The sequence below is a fragment of the Streptomyces sp. NPDC006207 genome (genome assembly GCF_040613835.1).
Classification (GTDB): domain Bacteria; phylum Actinomycetota; class Actinomycetes; order Streptomycetales; family Streptomycetaceae; genus Actinacidiphila.
On record NZ_JBEXSX010000002.1, the window covers coordinates 42,949 to 61,519 of the forward strand.

Below are 18,571 nucleotides of genomic sequence, written 5' to 3' on the forward strand. Positions count from 1 at the left end.
CATACGGTACGTAACGGAAATGTTGTGGGCGAGTGAATTACGCGGGGGCGCCCGTTCGGCAGGCGGAACTCAGCGACATTGCCGAAGGTCCTCGAAAGTGGCGGAGTCACCCGGGAGTTCGGAGCGCGCCGGCGCCTCCAGGCCGTCCACGAACAACTGCAGATGACGGCGGATGAAGCGCTCCATGCTGCCGCAGTGCTTACCGGGCAGCGGCCGCGTCAGCTGGCTGACGGCCACCATCACGTCGCCGACGTCGATGTCGGCGCGGAGCCGTCCGGACCGCCGCCCGGCGGCCATCAGCTCCTCGATCGCGTGCTCCAAGCGTATGCGGCTCTCCTCGAGCCGCGGGTCCCCCTTGCCGAATCCGGTGGAGAGCATCGGGCACAGCGCGCCCACGCGCTCGTCGGCCGCCTCGTGCACGAAGCGGCGCAGCGCGTCGAAGGCGTCCGGCTCCTGCGCCAGTGCCTCCTCGGCCCGCCGGGTGATCCTGTCCGTCACCGACAGGGCCACCTGGAGCGCGAGCTCCTGGCGGTCCGCGAAGTGCCGGTAGACGGTGGCGTTGCCCACACCTGCCCGCTTGGCTATCTCGTCGAGCGGGGCGTCGGTACCGTGCTCGAGGAGCACCTCGCGGGCGGCGACGATGATCCGCTCGCGGTTGCGCGTGGCGTCCGCGCGGAGCTTCGTGGCGACGACTGCCATAACGGGTACTCCTCTCTGTCTCTCGGTGGCGCTCGGTTCCGGGGAGCGAGTCCCCGTTTGTGCGACGTAGGTGTAAACGGGGAGCCGTTCCCCGGATATTTCAGGGCCGCTTGTGAGCTGAGTCACAATCAATGCGGGTGGCTCCGGCAGCCCTTGAGGGGCCTCCCGGGCCGTCCGGTCCCCGCACGCACGGGAAGGGCCCCGGACGCTACCGCGCGTCCGGGGCCCTTCCGCTCCTGCCGATGCCTGCTCCGCTTACTCCACGACGAGCTCGACCGGGATGTTGCCCCGGGTCGCCTTGGAGTAGGGGCAGACCTGGTGGGCCTGCTCGATCAGGGTGCGGCCGGTCTCGTTCTCCAGCTCCGACGGCAGCTCGGCGCGGAGCACGACCGCCAGACCGAAGCTCGTGTCGTCCTTGCCGATGGTCACCTCGGCGGTCACGGAGATCTCGCTGGTGTCCACCTTCGCCTGCCGCCCGACCAGGGCGAGGGCGCTGGCGAAGCACGCGGCGTAGCCGGCGGCGAAGAGCTGCTCGGGGTTGGTGCCCTGTCCGTTGCCGCCGAGCGCCGGCGGCATGGCCAGCGCCAGGTCGAGCTGGCCGTCGGAGCTGACGGCGCGCCCGTCACGGCCGTTGGCGGTGGCGACAGCGGTGTACAGCGCGTCCATGGAACGTCCTCTTTCGATCGGTTGCGATCTCGTTGACGACAAGTAGAGCACACAACTGAGTTGCACACAACTAAAACGTGGACGGTCGGGCTACCCTGGACCCATGACCGCCACCGCGCCCGCCCGTGCCGGGGACCACCTCCGGCTCGAGAACCAGATCTGCTTCTCCCTGCACGCCGCCTCGCGCGCCTTCGGCGGCGTCTACCGCGTCGTACTCAAGGACCTCGGCCTCACCTACCCCCAGTACCTGGTGATGCTCGTGCTCTGGGAACACGGCGCCCTGCCGGTCAAGAAGATCGGCGAGCACCTGCGCCTCGACTCCGGCACCCTCTCCCCCCTCCTCAAGCGCCTCGAGGCCACCGGCCTCGTACGCCGCGAGCGCTCCACCGACGACGAGCGCTCCGTCACCGTCCACCTCACCGACGCCGGCACCGCGCTGCACGCCAAGGCCCTCCAGATCCCGCGCCGCATCTCCGCCGCCACCGGCCTCGACCTGGAGGAGATCAACGACCTCCGCGCCCGCGTCGACCGCCTCACCGCCGCCCTCACCGCCGCCGACCTCGACGACGGCCCGCCCTGCGGCTGACGCCCCTCGCGCAGCGCCACACACCCCCGGCACCCGGCGCAATCGCCGGCACACCCCTGACCCTCATCCGCTAGGCTGTCCCACGCCTCCGCCTCAGTAGCTCAGGGGATAGAGCACCGCTCTCCTAAAGCGGGTGTCGCAGGTTCGAATCCTGCCTGGGGCACAAGGGAAAAGGCCCGCACCGATCATGGTGCGGGCCTTTTTGACGGCAGGCCTAGACCGCAACCGGGTCTCAGGCGCCCGGCAGTCGGCGCTTGAGCAGGCGGTCCATGTGGCTGATGGCTTCGCGCTGGGTGTCGTGCACGACGTGGGTATGGACGTCCATCGTGATGCTGATCTGGCTGTGCCCCAGGATCTCCATGATGACCCGGGGCGCGACGCCGTCAGCCGTCAGCCGTCAGCAGCCGTGCCGGTCATCGTGCAGCCGGACCACCCGCAGCCCTGCTTAGGCGGCAACTCGGGTGAAGGACCGGTAGACGTTACGCGGCTCCACCGGGCGGCCGTTCCTCGTCGCGAAGATGTGCCTGGCCTCGGACCAGGCGACGCCCGTGCGCGTGAACGCCTCGCGCTGCCGGAGACGGTGCCAGCGCAGCGGCGCGATGCACAGGGCCGGCATCGGGACGACCCGGCTGCGGCGGCTCTTGGGGTCGTCGTCGTACAGCGTTCCCCGGCGGCGCTGGGTCTGCTGGCGCACGTGGAGCACGCGGTTGTCCAGGTTCACGTCCGACCAGCGCAGGCCCACCAGCTCCCCGCGGCGCAGCCCCATGCAGATGGCCAGCACGAATGCGGCGTACAGCGGGTCCGTGCGCGCGGCTTCCAGGAACGTCAGCGTTTCCTGCAGCGACCACGGGCGGATCTCCCGTTGCTTCATGCGGGGCGCCTCCACCAGGGCCGCCACGTTCCGCACGATCAGCTCCTCCCGCGCTGCTGCTGTCAGCGCGATGCGCAGCACCCGGTGTGCCTCTTTCGCGGTGGCTGCGGTCTGCGCGTTCTGCACTCGGGTGATGAAGCGGCGGACGTCAGCGACGCTCAGCGAGTCCAGCCGCTTCGTGCCCAGCAGAGGGATCAGGTACAGACGCACGTGCGCCTCGTACTTGTCGTACGTGCTGAGCTTGCGGCGCGCCTGGACGAACTGCTCCAGCCAGTAGGGCAGCCACTCGGAGAGCTTCGCGGAGCGCGTGGGTGTCGGGATGCCCTGGCGATCACGCCGGACCAGCTCCTGACGCTTGGTGTCGCACCCCTCCCACGTGTTGCCGTAGACGGTCTTGCGCTTACGGGTGCCGTCCGTCTGGCACGCGAACGTCTCCTCGGCCCAGGACTTCCTGAGCTGGTACGAACGCTGGCTCAACCACATGCGGGACGGTAAGGACAACCCCGCGCTGGGCCTCATCTCCCCGTCGACCGTCGCAAGCGCCCCCCGGACCACGGCCCGGAGACTTCGGTGACCGTACGCCGCAGAGGGCTGTGCGGCGTCGTCCCGCGAGGCGAACATCGTCGCGGGGCCGTCTGTGGGCCGTACGAGGGCGCCCAGGGGTGGCCAACGCTGACAAGCATTGGCGGGGCGATCGCAGGCCACGGGGGTGCTCGCCCAGGCAATCCCAGGTCAACGGAAGCCCGATTCACTTCCTGCGCAACAAGATTGGGAATGGGAGGACTACCGCTCCGAGGTCACGGCGTTCGAGCTCCGCACGAACCTCCGAACCTGTAGCTACAAGAGGTTTTCCTCGTGTAACGCAATCCGGGCCGGCAGCGCGATGCTGTCGGCCCGGCGTCGTCTCATTCGCCCCGGGCCGTCTGGGCAGGGACAAGCCCGCCCGAGTTGCCCGCAAGCGTACGGCCCCCTGATCATGCGCAGCCCCAGCCCAGGGAGGCCACCGGCCATACCGCTCCGCCTTCCTCGTCCCCGTCAACGCGAGTAATCCCGGGAAGATGACCAACGGCATGAAGTGTCGCCATACTTGCCCTCTCACGAGGTGGGGAGCACATGACCAACAGTCCACAGATCTCCGAGCTCACGAAGAGTGCGAAGATCACCAGCACATAGTCGTCGAGCACGTCGGCGGGCGCGAAGAGAGGCCCGCCGGCCACTGGACTCCGTGGTGCTGGTCTTGGCGTCTCGTCTGACTGCTGTCCTGCCGGATGCGTGCCAGATCGAGCGGCGAACCATGGCCAACGCCGGGCATCGCATGACCCTCTTACACGGGCAACAGCGGGCCATCTGCCCAGGTCGCCTCTCCCACTCCGCATCACTCAGATCACCCCGCCCCATACCCGTATCTAAGACTCGGACACGAAGCAGTCAGATGACCCACCGGACAAGTCCTAGCTATTCATCTGAGGAAGCGCCTTCCGCCAGCGGACGAAAGGTTTGAGCACGCCACGGAAAAACAGGTAATCGGGCGTCTCCTGAATCGAGTCCCATCCTTGGTAAAGGTTTACGTTGGAGATGTGCGGCGCTTCGGCCCGCAGGCTGTCCAGGTGATCGAGAACGGAAGACCCCATACTCGTGTCGCCGACGAACTGCCAGAAGACGTGCTCGCCGGATGCCTCTTCGAGCTCATCGGCCAACCCGGGACCCTCCGAGTGGAGTCCCCACACGAAGAACAACACGAGGGTCGGTACCTCCTCCGCACGGATGCTTCGCGCGATTCCCCTGATCGCCTCAGCTGCGTCCTCGGGGCCGAAGAGCTCATAGCGGGCCGTGCGCTGGGTGAGCAGGTTGCCCCGCGCAGCATCGTGAGAGAGCAGAGGTTCGCGTGGGAGGACCGCCCAGTCCTCGATCCACCCCGCGGCTTGAGGCAACCGGAGCTCAGGAAGGCGATGCGGCCGTGATGTGTACATCCAGGCATCGACGCCTGCCCCTGGAGCCAGGAAGTCGCCCAAGGTGGCGACTCTGCGGGCCATGTCGGCGATGACTCCGGCCTCGAACGGATAACGGTGTGCCCCAGGTAGGGCTAGCACGACGCGAGTCGAATGTCGCTTCGTCCCGCTGATCCGGACGGCTATGGACGCTGAGTAAATCCCTTTGCGGGTCACCCGCGCACCCTATTCGACCGCTCCGACGGCAAGAACAGCGTCTGCTGGAGCAAGGCGCAGACGGCAGTGACGGCAACGGGGACAGACGGTCGCAGTACCCCGTAGCCTGCCACGGCCGTGATTCACGTCGAGCCGGCCCTGCCAGCGGACTGTGCCCGCATCTTCAAAGCTCAGGTTCCAGCCGTTGTCGGGGCACTGGCTCCGTAGATCCTGACGGCAGAAGATGACGGCAACAGAGCCGTACAAACGCGGACCCCGGCGGTTTCGGGAGGCTTGCCCTGAGCTGGAGCAGTGCCCACACGGGCGCGCCTGTGGCTGTGAACGAACTCCTGAAACGGGTGTCGCAGGTTCGAATCCTGCCTGGGGCACATGACGAAGAGCCAGTTCAGGGGCTTGATCCCCGGAACTGACCCTTTCTCGTGACCATGGCGATGCCACATCCGTGCCACGACGTCCACTACGAGTCCACGTCACCTCGCGCCTTGCGGATCAGCGACCCGAGCCGATCGGCGATCTCGGCCGTTGCCACGTGCTGATAGATCAGCGCGGAGTGCTGTGGCCCATCCTGGTCATCAGGTCCCGCAGGCTCGCGCCGGAGGCGGCCACGGTGTTCCCCGTGTGTCGAAGATCGTGGAAGTGCACGTCTGCCGTGATGCCCGCCTTGGAGCGCGCGCGGATCCAGTCGTCCCGGAAGTTGCTCCGCCGCAACTGCCCACCCCGGGGGGCCGAGAAAGACGTGACCGTCCCGGCCGGGCCCGGCGTAGGTGTCGAGGTGCCGCTTAGCGTCCGGCAGCACTTCGCTCGGGAAGCCAGGTGGATCGGTTCGGCGCAGCCCCCAGTGCGCTGCACCTGTTCGTGCAAGCGCTCGAACCCGGGGCCGTTGGCGACCCGCAGCGCGTCGACCAGGGTCAGCGGATCGGTGCCGCAGGCACCGCGGCGTCAGCCACGGCCGCCGGCGCAACCTGCGTCAAGCTGGAGATATGTCCGAGACTTCACTCAGCCTGAGCCGCTACGACGGACCTGCCACGGTTGGCGGCATCGACTTCGCCGAGGTCCACCTCAGGGAGCACGCCAGCACCGAAAGTCGCGAGTCCCGTACGGGCTGGAAGGGGACCGTTGAGGCCGCCCGCAGCGAGGTACCTGGCATCAGCCCAGAGTGGGCGCTGAAGCCGGGACCGCTGGAGGTACGCCTGCCAACCGGCAGGGTCGGCAGCGCCAACATCCGTAGCCTCTCACTCACGTACGGCGACTTCTGGGTTGTCGAGCTGCTCGGTGTGGGCCCGTCTCCCATGGCCAAGTGAGCGTCGCCGGTCTACTACACGCTCGGTCTTGCGGCGCTGCCCGGTCTCACGACCTTGAGGTCGCGGAGCGGGCCCGTTAGCTCCACACCTGCCAGCGGGACCGTGCCATTGTCAGGGCAGGAATTCGTAGAACGGGCGGCCAGGCGCACGGTTGCGAGAACACACGGTCACGTCCTCACCCCTGAGGTAAGCCAACAGCCACTCCCCGAACGTCATCACGTAGAGAGTCCAGGCCGGGCCGTCAAACTCCTGGACCACGACGCGCCAGGGCGACGAGGGGTCGTCGGGAACGCGAAGGAAAACCGCCTCGCCCGTCGTGGCCGTCGCCACCGGCATCAACTCACCGGGGCTCGCCCCCACCGGACTGGGCAGGAACTCCGCCATGTCCTCCTCACGCCAGAACTCGAGATCCCCCCTGATCTTTTCGCCCAGACTGTGCAGAAGGTGAGCGGCGGGATGCTTCAGATACAACTGCCCGTTGATCTCGATTGAACCGTAGGCGTCGACGATCTCACGGAAGTCCGCAGGAAACTCGATACCAAGTTCCTGCTCCAAGTCCGTCCACGGAGCCGGATCCGACCAGTTGAACCGGGACTCACCCAACAGGGCTTCGATCTCTGCAAGCGTTGCCATCGCCATACCCTTCTGGCACTCCAGCCGTAGATCGCGATCTTGCCAGTGGGGCGACGGGAGGCGGGTCAGACCACAGTACTTGTTACCGATTTCTCTACCTCATCAAGGCACCCAGCGTCGCTCACGCTCCGCCGGGCGCGCGGCCCGCGTCCGGCCGCCGCCCACGCTCCTGCCTCCGTCCCACTCGGCGCGCCGTCCGCCGCCGCGCGCCCGCAGAGGTAGGTAGGCCGGGGGCATGAGGTCAGAACCGCGGTGACCGGGTCGGCCGGCGCTCCGATGCTTTAGGCAGCCACCATGGGGCGAGCTCGAGGATCGGGGCCCACATCGGGCTATTGCGGGCAGGTCCAGAGACTGCCCGAGTCGCGGGAAGCAGAGCCTCCATCCCGCGGGAGGTTCGGGATGTAATCCACAAGTCGACTCGATTGCATCTTTGAGGCCGAGGCGGAACGACCGCGCGTTGATCGCGAACAGCGCGCCCAATCCGTCCTTACCGACGCGCGTTCAGCGCGTTCTGCCGTGCCCAATGCGTGCCCGATCGGGGCGGTAACCGACAGTCGATCAGGGGCCACCGCGAACCCCCGCAACGGCATCTTGAGCCACCAGACCTGGCGGGTCAGGATCTGTTTGGTGTTCGTCCAACCTTGCGATTCCCAAGCTCAGAGTGCGGCGCCCAGTAGCCCATCGCAGCAGTGATCGGCGTCGGTCGGTGATCTCTCGGTCTCGGCCGTTGACCATGCTGATAGATCAGCGCAGGCGGAGTGCTGTGGCCCATCCTGGTCATCAGCTCCCGCAGGCTCACGCCGGAGGCGGCCAGGGTGTTCCCCGTGTGTCGAAGATCGTGAAAGTGCACGTCCGCCGTGCCCGACCTGGACCGCGCGCGGATCCAGTCGTCGCGGATGTTGCTCCGCCGCACCTGCCCCACCCCCGGGGACCGAGGGAGACGTGACCGTCCCGGCCGTGCCCGGCGTAGGTGTCGAGGTGCCGCTGAACGTCCGGAAGCAGTTCGCTCGGGAGGGCCACTCATGCCAGCTCCCGCCCACAGCCGCGCCGCCGACCTCGCGCCTCAGCTGCCCGCACTTACCGACCTGCAACCTTGACTGGACGTGATCAAGGCCTGGATAAGATCACGCCCGACACGTACGAGGTTGGGGGCGGGACCTAGGTGAAGCGGCAACTAGTTTCGATCGCTTGCGGTGGAACGGCGGCTCTGGTGCTGCTGGCAGGTTGCAGCAATTCCCACGCTGAGCCGAACCCTGACCGAGCCGCCTCGCCGGCTGCGTCCACAGGCCAGGAGGAGGCTCCCCAGTCGCCCAAGGCAGCAATTGCCGTTCACGTCAAGACGGTCCTGGAGCACCGCCTCACTCCCAATGAGTCGCGGTTCGGTTCAGGCACAGGGTCGCCCTGCTCAACCTCGTCAGCGCGGATGTTCACTGCCGAGTGCCGCTCTGCAGCGGAAGCCACAGGGGCCGATGCATCGTTCGCTCTGGAGCAGATCGAGCACCACGAAGGCTTTGCGACGCTGCGTTCTGTCGCCAACAAGCTCCGGACCGCTGTCGCTAGGTACCAACAGCTTGGCTGCGCCAACAACCCGACCAGCGCATCGACCCGTCACGCCTGCCTTGAGCCTGCGGCCCTCATCGCTCAAGGCTTCCCAGATCTTCGCGATGGCGCCAACCTCGGCCTGGGGGGGCTCTAGGCCACGGTCCGACCGGGCCGTCTCCGGGCCGTCTCCGGGCCGTCCGGCGGTGCTCAATGACAACCAAGCTGACAACCGCTGACAGCCCAACCGCAGGTCAGAGTACCGACCAAGAACGTCTCCCAGGTCAGGTGACCGGAGAATCACTTCCAGGAGAACCGATCCGACTACCTTCGGCAGGGTACGGATGCGTTTCCTGATCAATGCGGACCGGCGCATGGTGGTGGTCTTCGAGCCGGCCGCGGCCGAGTACGTGATGGAGCCGGACAAGGACGTCGTCGTGGAGTGGTTCGGAGACGGCGATGACGGCATGGTCTCCTTTGAAGCTGAGGACTTCGTTGTGCACGCGCCGAGCGGTGGCTACAACAGGGCCTGGGACTCCGAAGGCATAGAGATCTACATAGGGCCTGAATCAGGACCAGACGCACGCTGACGCATCGGGCTGGCCGCATGACAGACTGCCGTCCATGACGCACAGCCGAAAGGGCCATGCCGCGTAGGCGCCCCTCACGCCTCCGGGCGAACAACAGACGCTTTGCTGCCAATCACGGCAGTTACTCAAAGATCAGCCGACTCTCGGGCCCCGCTCAAGCACGAGTCATCGAGTTGGAACGAACCCGGCTCCAGCCCGGCCTGGTAGGGCAAGCTCTCTCCCGTTGGGCAGCCATCGCACAAGCGCCGAAGGACCAGCTTCCCTCACCGTTCAGTGACCGGTGCGGCGTCCCAGACTGCTGCCCTGAGCCCTCAGACGAGCGAGATCTACTGGAGCTGGCGATCTGTGCTCTCCCAAAAAAGACAGCCCGAGAGTTGCGCAGCATCGTGCAGACTCTCGACCTGAAAATCCTCGAAAGACCCGATGGCCTGCCATACGGCGAGCCGACACATTGTTGGTGGCGAGAAGCCTTCTGATCCGATCGTGCCCCATAGCCGAGTTGGTGCTGTTGGGCCTGATCCGCTGTGGCGGACATCCGAGATCTGGGGTTCAGCCCCGGGAGGATGTCCATCATGGAGAGCATGGGGAAGAAGACGCCACGCCTCGCCGCTCGTTCACGCCGGAGTTCAGGGCCGAGATCGTCGAGCTGTGCCGACGCGGGGACCGCTCGGTCGGCCAGGTCGCCAAGGACTTCGATCTCACCGAGACCGCGGTGCGCGACGGGGTGAAGCAGGCCGAGGTCGGCGCCGGCGAGCGTGACGGCCTGACCAGCAGCGAACGTGAGGAGCTGGCCGCGCTGCGGCAGGAGAACCGGCGGCTGCGGGAGGACGTGGAGGTCCTCAAGCGGGCCACGGCTTTCCCCCTGTCGCTGCACCCCGTGGGCAGTCGGCCCCCTGACCGCTGTGGGTGGTCAGGGGGCCGGTCGGTACTGGTCACGCGGAAGGCGTGGATTCGACGGAACACAGCACGTCCTGGCGGCACTCGGGGAAGCGAGAGGTGCTCCCGACGGCTGATCCGTGCGGGTCAGCCCAGCACGTTCGTCGTCCAGTCGTGCTGGTCCGTCCCGAGCAGGGTGAACCGCTTCAGCCACGCCTTCGGGCCGCCCACCGTGCGGTAGGCGTCCACGCCGTACATCGACTCGGTGCAGAGTTTGAGGCCGCGCTCCCGGACGCAGGTCGGCTTGGGCGGGACGTGCTGGGAGCCTACCGGGGGCGAGCTTTTTGCGGGCTCGGGCAGGTCCGGCTGGACCGTGGTCGTGATGTACCTCCCCCCGACCAGGAAGCTGATGGTGGTCGTCCAGGGCACATGCCTTGCCCAAGGGGTCGGATCCTCCTGGAAGTAGGCCGAGGAAAGCGTGAGTCCCGCGGGCACATCGCTGATCCGGAACGGCAACGGAATCGCCCGGTGAGCCACGACGACCCCTTCCGCGATCCGGTGCAGGATCTCCTGTGCGCCGGTACCTGCCATGTACTCGGCGCTCAGTTCGGCCCAGCGGCCGTCCGCTGTCTGCCAGCGCAGAGTCCACCCGCCGGCGGGCCCCCAGGCGGCCGTCGCACTCTTCCCCACCCAGTACGCGGGGCGGCCGTTGACCGACGGCGCCTCGACCCGGTGCTGCCGCGGGCCTCCCGGGTAGAAGGGCCGCCCGGTCGAGGGCGTGGTCCCCTCGGGGTAGACCTTGAGCCAGAGGATGGGTGCGACCGAACCGCCTTCGGGGACCTTGCCTTGGGCCCGCACGACGGTTTTGCCCTTCTCCGGCAGGTAGCCGAGGGCGTCGATGTTCTTCGGGAGCCAGCCGAAGGACGCCTCCAGGGTCAAGGGGGCGTGGCCTGTGTCCGGGGCGGGGGTGGGAGCGGTCCAGACCCGGCTCGCGGCCGGCGTCGGCCGCTCGGCCCGGTCGACACCGGGCGGCAGGAACGACACCACCGCGGTCGCCGCCACCGCAGCCGCCACCGCACCGAGCGCCGCGAACCGCCTGCGCCGCACCCGGACCCTGCCCTCCCGCACCGCCCTGCCGACATCGACACCACTCGCGGGCGCAGCCGTGCCGGCCAACTCACCCAGTTCCCGGGTCAACTCATCGGTCCCGTCACGCATCACACAGTCCTCCCAGCAGTAGTGGCGGAACGGGCGGCGAGCACCCCACGCAGAGCCTGAAGACCACGCGCCGTCTGGCTCTTGACGTTCCCCGGAGAACAACCCAGCGCATCGGCGGTCTGCTCGACACTCAGATCGTGGTAATAGCGGAGCACCAAAGTCGCGCGTTGCCGGGGCGGAATCGCCGCCAACGCCCGCCGCAGATCAAGGGAGGCATCCGGATCGGCCGGCGGCGCCGGATGGTCCTCCACCGGCCGGCCCTGCCACCGAGCCGCCCACCGCAGCCGCGGCGAACGCTGCTCCGCCAAAAACGTGTTCACCAGCACCGCCCGGGCATAACCGTCCGGGTTCTCCGCACGCCGCATCCGCCGCCAGTGGACGTACAACTTCGTGAAGGTCTCCTGCACCAGGTCATCAGCCCGATGCCAGTCCGAACACAACAAAAAGGCCACTCTGCGCAGCCAGTCCGCTCTGGACTCGGCGAACTCCCTGAACTCCTCATCACGCCCGCGCTCCGCCATGGACGGCACTCCTTTCCAGGCCGCACTCCAGGTGAAGCCCGACACCCTGATGCAAGAAGCGAGGCGAAAGGTTGCACGGCCCATCGTGCCTGCGGCGATCAGTTCTCCCGTCGTGGTGCGGCAGGATCGTCACCGTGCACGGGGGTCACCGGAGAGGGGCCTGTCACCAGCCGGGCAGAAGCACCAGGTGCCCCGGTACCCTCGCTCCCGGAGAGGTCGGACAGCGGCTGCTCCAGGCACGGCCTACTCCGGTGCGCGATAGGCGGCGGCCAGGTAGTCGCCGACGTTGTCCGAGGCGACCAAGACGATCCGCCCGTCCTTCAGCCGTATCCCGAAGCACTTGTCCACTTCGCCCTTCGCGATGAAGTTCAGCTCCGGCACGGAGTACCGGCCAACGATCTTCCCCGTCGCGGGATCCTGAACGGTGAAGGAGTTGTACTTGTGCCCCTTCTTCCGCCATTCCTGGATCGGTTGCCGCGTCACGCCCGGTTCTCTCGCCACGAACTTCTGACCGTCACCGCCTCCCATGGGGTTCAGATCCGTGCCGGTACGCGCGTCGTACGTGGACCCGTCGACGAGGCCCCGGTCCTGTGAGTCCAGTGCCCTTGACGCACTTGCCGGGTAGTCCAGCTGCCGGTAGTACATGCTGTGGCCGTCCGACAACCGGATGGCCTCGAGCGACATGTTCGAGACGCGGACGATCCGGTCGTCCATCACCCAGACGGCACGCACGTAGTCGTAGTCCCCCGCGTACCCCGTCGGCACGTCCCAGAGCTTCCTCAGGATCGGCCCGTGCCCGCCGTTGGCGTTGTCGGGGTTGCCCTCGCTCGCACAACCGGAGAGCGCCGGCCCCCCGAGGAGACCCAACGCGACGACCCCCGCGGCGCATCTGGATCTGCGGGGCCTCCGGGTGCCGGACCGGCGGATGGATCGGACGGCGCGCACGAAATCAGCCCCCACGAGACGGATGACAGATCCGCACAGCCTAAAGGTTGTCCCCGTACGGGGTGGGAGTTGCCCGGTGACGGCGAGGTCGTGCAGGCGGGCGCGGCCGCTACGGATTCTCCCCGGAGTTTCCCACCGTCGGGGGGGCACATGGAATGCGTGGGCCGCATCGAGGCCCTGGGCCCGGATGCCGGGGGACTGACGATCGGCGAGCGCGTGGTGACCGTCGCGGTCCCGGCGGTACCCGGGCCGCGCGTGGCCGGCACGTGGCAGGAATACCTCGTCGCCGATGCACGAAGGCTCCTGCCGGTCCCCGACCAGATGAGCGACTCCGACGCCTGTCAGCTCGCCGTCAACCCGTTGACCCCGCTGCTCCTGGTGACTCGCGAACTCGACGTACAGCCGGGTGAATGGTTGTTGCAGACGGCCGCGGGCTCCACCGTCGGCCGGCTCGTCATTCAGCTGGCCGGGCATCTGGGTATGCGCACGATCAACGTCGTGCGGCGACGCGATGCCGTCGAGGAGATCAGGGCACTCGGCGGCGACGAGGTCATCTGCACGGAGGACGAGGACCTGGTGCACGGCGTGGCCGAGATCGCGGGGCCGGACGGCGTGCGCAAGGCCATCGACTGCGTCGCGGGCCCCGTTGGTGCCCAGGTGTCCCAGGCCTTGGCTCCCGGAGGACAGGTCGTGGTCTACGGCGCGCTCTCCACCCATCGGCAGACCGACCCGGCAGCGCTGACGATCCCGCTGTCGGCGCGCTCGGTCATCTACGAGACCAAAGCGGTCCGTGGCTTCTGGCTGAACCGCTGGTTCGGGAGTGCCTCACCTGAGGACGCGCTGCGCGCGCTGTCCGAGGTCCGTGATCTCGTCGCCGACGGCGTGCTGAGCATCCCCGAAGGCCGGCCGTTCCCGCTCGAACGCTTCATCGAAGCCATCACGCTCGCCGAGACACGTAGGACGCCGTACCAAGACAGCCCTCGAACAGCGGTGGGTGAACCGCCGGGGCGCATGCCGTAGGGCCAGTTCAGGGGGCTTGATCCCCCGGAACTGGCCCTTTCTCGTGATCACGGCCGTACCGTATGCGTGCCACAGGGCTCGGGCAGCCGCTTCGGGGCGCCCGTCGACGTCAGCCCAGCACGTTCGTCGTCCAGTCGTGCTGGTCCGTCCCGAGCAGGGTGAACCGCTTGAGCCAGCCCTTCGGGCCGCCCACGGCGCGGTAGGCGTCCACGCCGTACTCCGAACCGGTGCAGAGCTTGAGGCCGTCCTCCCGGACGCAGGTGGACGTGGAGCGCTGGACAACCGCGCCTGGCGGCGGGCTCATGGTGGGCTCGGGCAGGTCCGGCTGGACCGTGGTGTGGATGTACATCCCGCCGACGATGAAGTCGACGGTGGCCGTCCAGGGCGCGTCGTCCGGCCTCCGCCCCATGTCGAAGGAGGCCTCGGAAACGGCGAATCCCGCGGGCACACCGCTGATCCGGAACGGCAACGGAATCGCCCGGTGAGCCACGACGACTCTTTCGGCGATCTTGTGCAGGGTCTGCTGCCCCGCGGTCCCCGGCATACCGTCACCCTGCAACTCCGCCCACCGGCCGTCCGCGGTCTGCCAGCGCAGATGCCAGACACCCGCGGGGCCCCAGGCTGCCGTCGGGCTCTTCCCCACCCAGTACGCGGGGCGGCCGTTGACCGGCGGCGCGTCGATCCGGTACTGCCGAGGACCTCCGGGGTACCAGGGGCGCCCGAGCGACGGCTTGGTTCCCTCGGGGTAGACGTCGAGCGAGAGGCCGGGCCCCCTCACACCGCCTTCGGGGATCTTGCCCGCGACGCTCACGACGGTTCTCTTCTGCTGCGGCGAGTACTCGATCTTGTCGAAGCCAGCCGGGAGCCAGCCGAAGGACGCCTCCAGGGTCAAGGGGGCGTGGCCTGTGTCCGGGGCGGGGGTGGGAGCGGTCCAGACCCGGCTCGCGGCCGGCGTCGGCCGCTCGGCCCGGTCGACACCGGGCGGCAGGAACGACACCACCGCGGTCGCCGCCACCGCAGCCGCCACCGCACCGAGCGCCGCGAACCGCCTGCGCCGCACCCGGACCCTGCCCTCCCGCACCTCCCTGCTGACATCGACACCACTCGCGGGCGCAGCCGTGGCGGCCAACTCAACCTGTTCCCGGGTCATCTCATCGGTCCCGTCACGCTTCACACAGTCCTCCCAGCAGTAGTGGCGGAACGGGCGGCGAGCACCCCACGCAGAGCCTGAAGACCACGCGCCGTCTGGCTCTTGACGTTCCCCGGAGAACAACCCAGCGCATCGGCGGTCTGCTCGACACTCAGATCGTGGTAATAGCGGAGCACCAAAGTCGCGCGTTGCCGGGGCGGAATCGCCGCCAACGCCCGCCGCAGATCAAGGGAGGCATCCGGATCGGCCGGCGGCGCCGGATGGTCCTCCACCGGCCGGCCCTGCCACCGAGCCGCCCACCGCAGCCGCGGCGAACGCTGCTCCGCCAAAAACGTGTTCACCAGCACCGCCCGGGCATAACCGTCCGGGTTCTCCGCACGCCGCATCCGCCGCCAGTGGACGTACAACTTCGTGAAGGTCTCCTGCACCAGGTCATCAGCCCGATGCCAGTCCGAACACAACAAAAAGGCCACTCTGCGCAGCCAGTCCGCTCTGGACTCGGCGAACTCCCTGAACTCCTCATCACGCCCGCGCTCCGCCATGGACGGCACTCCTTTCCAGGCCGCACTCCAGGTGAAGCCCGACACCCTGATGCAAGAAGCGAGGCGAAAGGTTGCACGGCCCACGACTCGGGTACCGGAACCGGCGCGCTCACCCAGAAGGGCCGCGCGCGACGCCTGGGCGGAGCGGACCTGAAAGCTCGTCCGCGCGACGGCGGAGGCCGGTGGCAACAGCATCCTCGTTGATCGGGCGACGGCCGCCCCCGCGCCGGATGCGGCCCGACAGGGGCGCACATACGCTGTGAGAGGACGCCCCTCTCTTTGTCGAGGTGAGAGATCGTGCCGCTCTACATCACGCTGCTGAGCTGGACCGACCAGGGGATCCGCGCCTACGCCGACACGGCCGACCGGGCCGACGCCTTCGGCGACGCCCTGCGGCGCGTCGGGGGGCGGCTCGTGGACATCTACTGGACCGTGGGGCCCTACGACCTCGTGGCGCTCGTCGAGGCGCCCGACGACGAGACCGCCGCCGCGGCGCTGCTGCGGCTCGGCGCGATCGGCAACATCCGCAGCACGACCCTGCGGGCCTTCGGGCGGGACGAGGTCGAGGGCATCATCGCCAAGGCGTCCGCCTGAGGAACGAGGGCCTCGCCACCGCACCTGGACGAACTTCGGGCGGGCCCCCGGGACGACGGGAGGACCGGGCGGAGCGCGGTCACGAGCCGTCGGCGGCCTGTTCGAAGAAGGAGCCGCGCCTCAGCCGCTCGTAGGAGGGTTCTGCCCGCGCCATCCACGCGTCCACGTCGGCGGCCAGGGACGGGAACCGCTCCTTGAGGGGTGCGGCCAGGGCGGCGATCTCCTCCCAGGAGTCGGCGAGATACGTCTCGTTCTCCAGGCCGATCGCTACGGCCGCTCGGAATGGGTCGTCGGACCGCAGCCACCGATTCGCCACCTGGACGATGCGGGCCATGTGCTCCGCGTCGATGATCCACGACATGGAGGGGAGCTGTTCGGAGACGTAGCCGGGGGCCCGGTGGTCGACGAGGAAGTCCATGACCTGCTCGACGTCCATTGATACCCCCTTGGTGCGGCCGGTTCCCTTGACCGGCGGGGTCACATGCCAGACGCGGGGCCGGAGCCGGGTGAGAACCTTTCCGCGGGGGCCTGAGTCCGCAACCCCCGGGAGGGGTTGCGTGTGGAGGGTGGCAAGGGGCGGGGAGGGCGGCTCGGGGTGGCGTGGTGACGGTGTCGCCGGACACGGCGCCCGCCCGGGTGGGCGCCGCCGCGTGGGAGCCGGACGGGAATGCCACCGCATGGACCCGGGGCGAATTTCTCCGCCGGGGGTGCCGCCGGGGCCCGGCGCCTCATGGCCGACGCCGGTTCGCAGCTGACCGACCCCGAGGCCGAGGCGCGGGCGGCGTTCGGGCTGACCGTCTGATCGGCTGACCGGGCCGGTTGTCAGTGGCGTCTGCTCCACTGGTCGTGGTGGCACAAGGACTCGGCAGGGGGAGGTGCGCGATGGGCGTGCGGTACGCCTTCCACACCACCGACCGCGGCACGGCGATCGACTGGGCGGTCGGGCCGGACCTGCGCGGATATCCCTGGTCGCGGCTCGACGAGGCCGGCGCCGACTGGTTCGAGATGAAGAGCCTGGATCCGGTCGTCGTGCTCGGGCAACTGGTCGCCTACGCGTGGGGAACCGGTTTCGAGGCCGCGGACGAAGGACCCGAGCCGGCGTGGCCCGATCCGGCGCAGTGGCACGCGGAGCCGGGGCTGCTGATCGAGGAGATACCGGAGGACTGGCGGGACACGCTCGCGGCCGTCGGCGACGAGGCCCTGCCGGGGATCGCCGAGCGCTGGGAGGGTATCGAGGAGGTCCGCTTCGGGGACCGTCAGGAGGCCGAGGAGTGCGCGCGGCTGTTCGTCGGACTGGCCCGGCGGGCGCGGGCGGCGGGCCACACCCTGTACTACGTCGCCTGCCTCTGACCGATTCCTGGAGGGGGTGTGCGGATAGGGCGATTCCTCGCTTTCCGCTCCGCCGTGCGGTCCGCCTTTCTTCGGGCGGCCGGAGGGTGTTGACCTGCGTTCCGGATCATCACAAGATGGCCGCGTACGGCTCTCCGCCGAGATCGCCGGCCGGGCCGTCCTCGACCGCCTCGCCCGTCGGTACGGGCAGGCCGGTGTGCGGTCCGGCGCGTCCGGAATCCTGGAAGGTCACGCGTTCATGCAGAGCTACGCCTCGGCGCAATTGGCATCACCTGGCACCTACTTCCAGACGGCTGCGTTCTGCTGCCTCGTGGCGATCGTGCTCATACGGGCGGGCCGCGTGTGGCGCCGCGCGGCGCGGGGCCTGCTCGCCCCCGACGAGCCGGTGCGCGTGGAATCCGCTCCGGCGCCCGGTCCGGTGTCCTCGCCGGTGCGGGGCGACCGGACCGTGGGGCGGGTCTACCTCTGCTTCGGCTGGTTCCTGGTGCTGGGGACGGTCGTCAACCTGGTCAACGGCGTCCGCTCGGTGTGGGGCTGAGGGCCCGTCGGGCCCTGCACGGTCAGCGGCGGAGGCTCCCCTCCGGGGTCTGAGGGCGGACCGGCGGAGCCGTGACCTCGGGAGCGCCGGTGAGCCGGGCGCAGTAGGCGGGCACGGCGGCGGCGTCGCCGGCCGCGCGTTCCAGCCGGGCCAGGGTCGAGGCGTTGACGCTCTTGTGGTGCTCCGCCGCCTTGGCGTATGTCCGGCACAGCCCCTTCAGCCCGGCGTCCGTGGGCGCGGCGAGCGGGGGCACCGAGGCGTGCGGGCCGCGTGACGGGACGGGTGGGGGCGTGAGCGGGGCCGTGGGCGTGACGGTGGTGCCGTGCGGGGACGCGGTGCGCGTGCCGCCGCCCGGGCCCGCGGGAGCGGAGGACGGCGCGGGCGACACCGGCCGGGGTCCGGCCGTGCCCGGGTGGAAGGGGCCGGGGAGCGAGACGGTCTGCGCGGCCACGGCCACTCCGCCGAGGGCGAAGGCCGCGGCGAGTCCGCCGAGCGCCGCCCTGGTGCGCCGGGCGGACCGGTCGCGGCGGGCCTGCCTCCGGCCGTGGCCGCCGCTCGTGGCGGACCGGGCCTCCCGGAAGGCCGCCAGCGCGGCGCGCTCACGTTCGGGGTCGCCCGGCAGCGGTGCCGCGGCGGCCGTGAGCAGGCGTGCGAGGGCGTCCGCCGGGCCGTCGCCGGCCGCGCTGCGGTCCGCGTCGAGGAGGCGCTCGGCCAGGGCCGCGTCCATCCGGTCGTCGTGTGCTCGGCTGTTCCTCATCCGTCAGTCC

Annotated in this window: 23 protein-coding genes, 1 tRNA gene and 1 pseudogene; 10 read left to right on the top strand and 15 right to left on the bottom strand. The window is 69.1% G+C overall.

Annotated features, from left to right (window positions below):
* Nucleotides 1–69: 69 nt before the first annotated feature.
* Both ABZ312_RS01600 and ABZ312_RS01605 read right to left on the bottom strand, forming a co-directional pair.
* The gene (locus ABZ312_RS01600; RefSeq protein ID WP_499512346.1) at nt 70–699 is read right to left on the bottom strand and encodes a TetR/AcrR family transcriptional regulator; all 630 of its coding nucleotides are present in this window, start codon (nt 697–699) and stop codon (nt 70–72) included.
* 255 nt (nt 700–954) lie between these two features.
* The gene (locus tag ABZ312_RS01605) at nt 955–1,365 is read right to left on the bottom strand and encodes an organic hydroperoxide resistance protein (protein WP_499512347.1); all 411 of its coding nucleotides are present in this window, start codon (nt 1,363–1,365) and stop codon (nt 955–957) included.
* Nucleotides 1,366–1,468: 103 nt separating this feature from the next.
* Here ABZ312_RS01605 and ABZ312_RS01610 point away from each other — a divergent pair, with 103 nt between their 5' ends.
* A complete protein-coding gene (locus ABZ312_RS01610; RefSeq protein WP_500360117.1) occupies nt 1,469–1,951 on the top strand; it encodes a MarR family winged helix-turn-helix transcriptional regulator in 483 nt (160 codons plus the stop codon).
* A 90-nt stretch (nt 1,952–2,041) separates the two neighbouring features.
* A tRNA-Arg gene (locus tag ABZ312_RS01615) sits at nt 2,042–2,114 on the top strand.
* A 69-nt stretch (nt 2,115–2,183) separates the two neighbouring features.
* On the opposite strand, the pseudogene ABZ312_RS01620 reads toward ABZ312_RS01615, so the two are convergent.
* The 3 genes and pseudogenes from ABZ312_RS01620 to ABZ312_RS01630 all read right to left on the bottom strand — a co-directional run.
* Nucleotides 2,184–3,251 (bottom strand): annotated as a pseudogene (locus ABZ312_RS01620) (tyrosine-type recombinase/integrase); the annotation flags it as partial.
* 1,022 nt (nt 3,252–4,273) lie between these two features.
* Nucleotides 4,274–4,987: a VWA domain-containing protein gene (locus ABZ312_RS01625; RefSeq protein WP_500332302.1), complete on the bottom strand. Its 714-nt coding sequence runs from the start codon at nt 4,985–4,987 to the stop codon at nt 4,274–4,276.
* A 540-nt stretch (nt 4,988–5,527) separates the two neighbouring features.
* Nucleotides 5,528–5,695, bottom strand: coding sequence for a tyrosine-type recombinase/integrase (locus tag ABZ312_RS01630; protein ID WP_500436144.1), 168 nt, complete (start codon nt 5,693–5,695; stop codon nt 5,528–5,530).
* 272 nt (nt 5,696–5,967) lie between these two features.
* Between ABZ312_RS01630 and ABZ312_RS01635 the strand changes: the two genes are divergently transcribed.
* Nucleotides 5,968–6,288 carry a hypothetical protein gene (locus tag ABZ312_RS01635; protein ID WP_500436146.1) on the top strand — a complete coding sequence of 107 codons (321 nt, stop codon included), beginning with the start codon at nt 5,968–5,970 and terminating at the stop codon, nt 6,286–6,288.
* A gap of 111 nt (nt 6,289–6,399) precedes the next feature.
* Here the strand turns inward: ABZ312_RS01635 and ABZ312_RS01640 are convergent, their stop codons facing one another.
* Complete coding sequence (locus ABZ312_RS01640) at nt 6,400–6,921, bottom strand: SMI1/KNR4 family protein (protein ID WP_500436148.1); 522 nt, start codon at nt 6,919–6,921, stop codon at nt 6,400–6,402.
* Nucleotides 6,922–7,534: 613 nt separating this feature from the next.
* Nucleotides 7,535–7,945, bottom strand: a complete 411-nt coding sequence (locus tag ABZ312_RS01645) for a tyrosine-type recombinase/integrase (protein ID WP_500436150.1) — start codon at nt 7,943–7,945, stop codon at nt 7,535–7,537.
* Between the two features lie 859 nt (nt 7,946–8,804).
* Here ABZ312_RS01645 and ABZ312_RS01650 point away from each other — a divergent pair.
* Both ABZ312_RS01650 and ABZ312_RS01655 read left to right on the top strand, forming a co-directional pair.
* A complete protein-coding gene (locus ABZ312_RS01650; protein ID WP_500332309.1) occupies nt 8,805–9,050 on the top strand; it encodes a hypothetical protein in 246 nt (81 codons plus the stop codon).
* A gap of 502 nt (nt 9,051–9,552) precedes the next feature.
* A complete protein-coding gene (locus ABZ312_RS01655) occupies nt 9,553–10,167 on the top strand; it encodes a transposase (RefSeq protein ID WP_500436152.1) in 615 nt (204 codons plus the stop codon).
* Here ABZ312_RS01655 and ABZ312_RS01660 read toward each other — a convergent pair.
* From ABZ312_RS01660 to ABZ312_RS01670, 3 genes are all read right to left on the bottom strand, one after another.
* Nucleotides 10,074–11,144: a hypothetical protein gene (locus ABZ312_RS01660; protein WP_500436154.1), complete on the bottom strand. Its 1,071-nt coding sequence runs from the start codon at nt 11,142–11,144 to the stop codon at nt 10,074–10,076. The genes ABZ312_RS01655 and ABZ312_RS01660 overlap by 94 nt on opposite strands.
* Nucleotides 11,144–11,665 carry a SigE family RNA polymerase sigma factor gene (locus tag ABZ312_RS01665; RefSeq protein WP_500360255.1) on the bottom strand — a complete coding sequence of 174 codons (522 nt, stop codon included), beginning with the start codon at nt 11,663–11,665 and terminating at the stop codon, nt 11,144–11,146. Before ABZ312_RS01665 ends, ABZ312_RS01660 begins: the two co-directional genes overlap by 1 nt.
* A gap of 243 nt (nt 11,666–11,908) precedes the next feature.
* Nucleotides 11,909–12,532: a hypothetical protein gene (locus ABZ312_RS01670; RefSeq protein ID WP_500436156.1), complete on the bottom strand. Its 624-nt coding sequence runs from the start codon at nt 12,530–12,532 to the stop codon at nt 11,909–11,911.
* Nucleotides 12,533–12,769: 237 nt separating this feature from the next.
* Here ABZ312_RS01670 and ABZ312_RS01675 point away from each other — a divergent pair, with 237 nt between their 5' ends.
* Entirely contained in the window at nt 12,770–13,630 is an 861-nt protein-coding gene (locus ABZ312_RS01675; RefSeq protein WP_500436158.1) for a zinc-dependent alcohol dehydrogenase family protein, read from the top strand.
* Nucleotides 13,631–13,739: 109 nt separating this feature from the next.
* Here the strand turns inward: ABZ312_RS01675 and ABZ312_RS01680 are convergent, their stop codons facing one another.
* Together ABZ312_RS01680 and ABZ312_RS01685 are read right to left on the bottom strand one after the other, a co-directional pair.
* Nucleotides 13,740–14,804 carry a hypothetical protein gene (locus ABZ312_RS01680; protein ID WP_500436160.1) on the bottom strand — a complete coding sequence of 355 codons (1,065 nt, stop codon included), beginning with the start codon at nt 14,802–14,804 and terminating at the stop codon, nt 13,740–13,742.
* The gene (locus ABZ312_RS01685; protein ID WP_500360255.1) at nt 14,801–15,322 is read right to left on the bottom strand and encodes a SigE family RNA polymerase sigma factor; all 522 of its coding nucleotides are present in this window, start codon (nt 15,320–15,322) and stop codon (nt 14,801–14,803) included. Before ABZ312_RS01685 ends, ABZ312_RS01680 begins: the two co-directional genes overlap by 4 nt.
* 297 nt (nt 15,323–15,619) lie before the next feature.
* Between ABZ312_RS01685 and ABZ312_RS01690 the strand changes: the two genes are divergently transcribed.
* Nucleotides 15,620–15,916, top strand: coding sequence for a GYD domain-containing protein (locus tag ABZ312_RS01690; RefSeq protein ID WP_500331574.1), 297 nt, complete (start codon nt 15,620–15,622; stop codon nt 15,914–15,916).
* A gap of 79 nt (nt 15,917–15,995) precedes the next feature.
* Here the strand turns inward: ABZ312_RS01690 and ABZ312_RS01695 are convergent, their stop codons facing one another.
* Nucleotides 15,996–16,352 (bottom strand): hypothetical protein, encoded by a 357-nt coding sequence (locus ABZ312_RS01695; protein ID WP_500360253.1) that lies wholly within the window; start codon nt 16,350–16,352, stop codon nt 15,996–15,998.
* A 231-nt stretch (nt 16,353–16,583) separates the two neighbouring features.
* Between ABZ312_RS01695 and ABZ312_RS01700 the strand changes: the two genes are divergently transcribed.
* Nucleotides 16,584–16,718 carry a hypothetical protein gene (locus ABZ312_RS01700; protein ID WP_500331570.1) on the top strand — a complete coding sequence of 45 codons (135 nt, stop codon included), beginning with the start codon at nt 16,584–16,586 and terminating at the stop codon, nt 16,716–16,718.
* Between the two features lie 80 nt (nt 16,719–16,798).
* Nucleotides 16,799–17,266, top strand: a complete 468-nt coding sequence (locus ABZ312_RS01705) for a hypothetical protein (RefSeq protein ID WP_500436162.1) — start codon at nt 16,799–16,801, stop codon at nt 17,264–17,266.
* Nucleotides 17,267–17,375: 109 nt separating this feature from the next.
* Here the strand turns inward: ABZ312_RS01705 and ABZ312_RS01710 are convergent, their stop codons facing one another.
* Nucleotides 17,376–17,498 (bottom strand): hypothetical protein, encoded by a 123-nt coding sequence (locus tag ABZ312_RS01710; RefSeq protein WP_499512371.1) that lies wholly within the window; start codon nt 17,496–17,498, stop codon nt 17,376–17,378.
* A 6-nt stretch (nt 17,499–17,504) separates the two neighbouring features.
* Between ABZ312_RS01710 and ABZ312_RS01715 the strand changes: the two genes are divergently transcribed.
* Nucleotides 17,505–17,804: a hypothetical protein gene (locus tag ABZ312_RS01715; RefSeq protein WP_500331567.1), complete on the top strand. Its 300-nt coding sequence runs from the start codon at nt 17,505–17,507 to the stop codon at nt 17,802–17,804.
* Nucleotides 17,805–17,826: 22 nt separating this feature from the next.
* Here ABZ312_RS01715 and ABZ312_RS01720 read toward each other — a convergent pair whose 3' ends face one another.
* Nucleotides 17,827–18,561: a hypothetical protein gene (locus ABZ312_RS01720; protein WP_500436163.1), complete on the bottom strand. Its 735-nt coding sequence runs from the start codon at nt 18,559–18,561 to the stop codon at nt 17,827–17,829.
* Between the last annotated feature and the right edge of the window lie 10 nt (nt 18,562–18,571).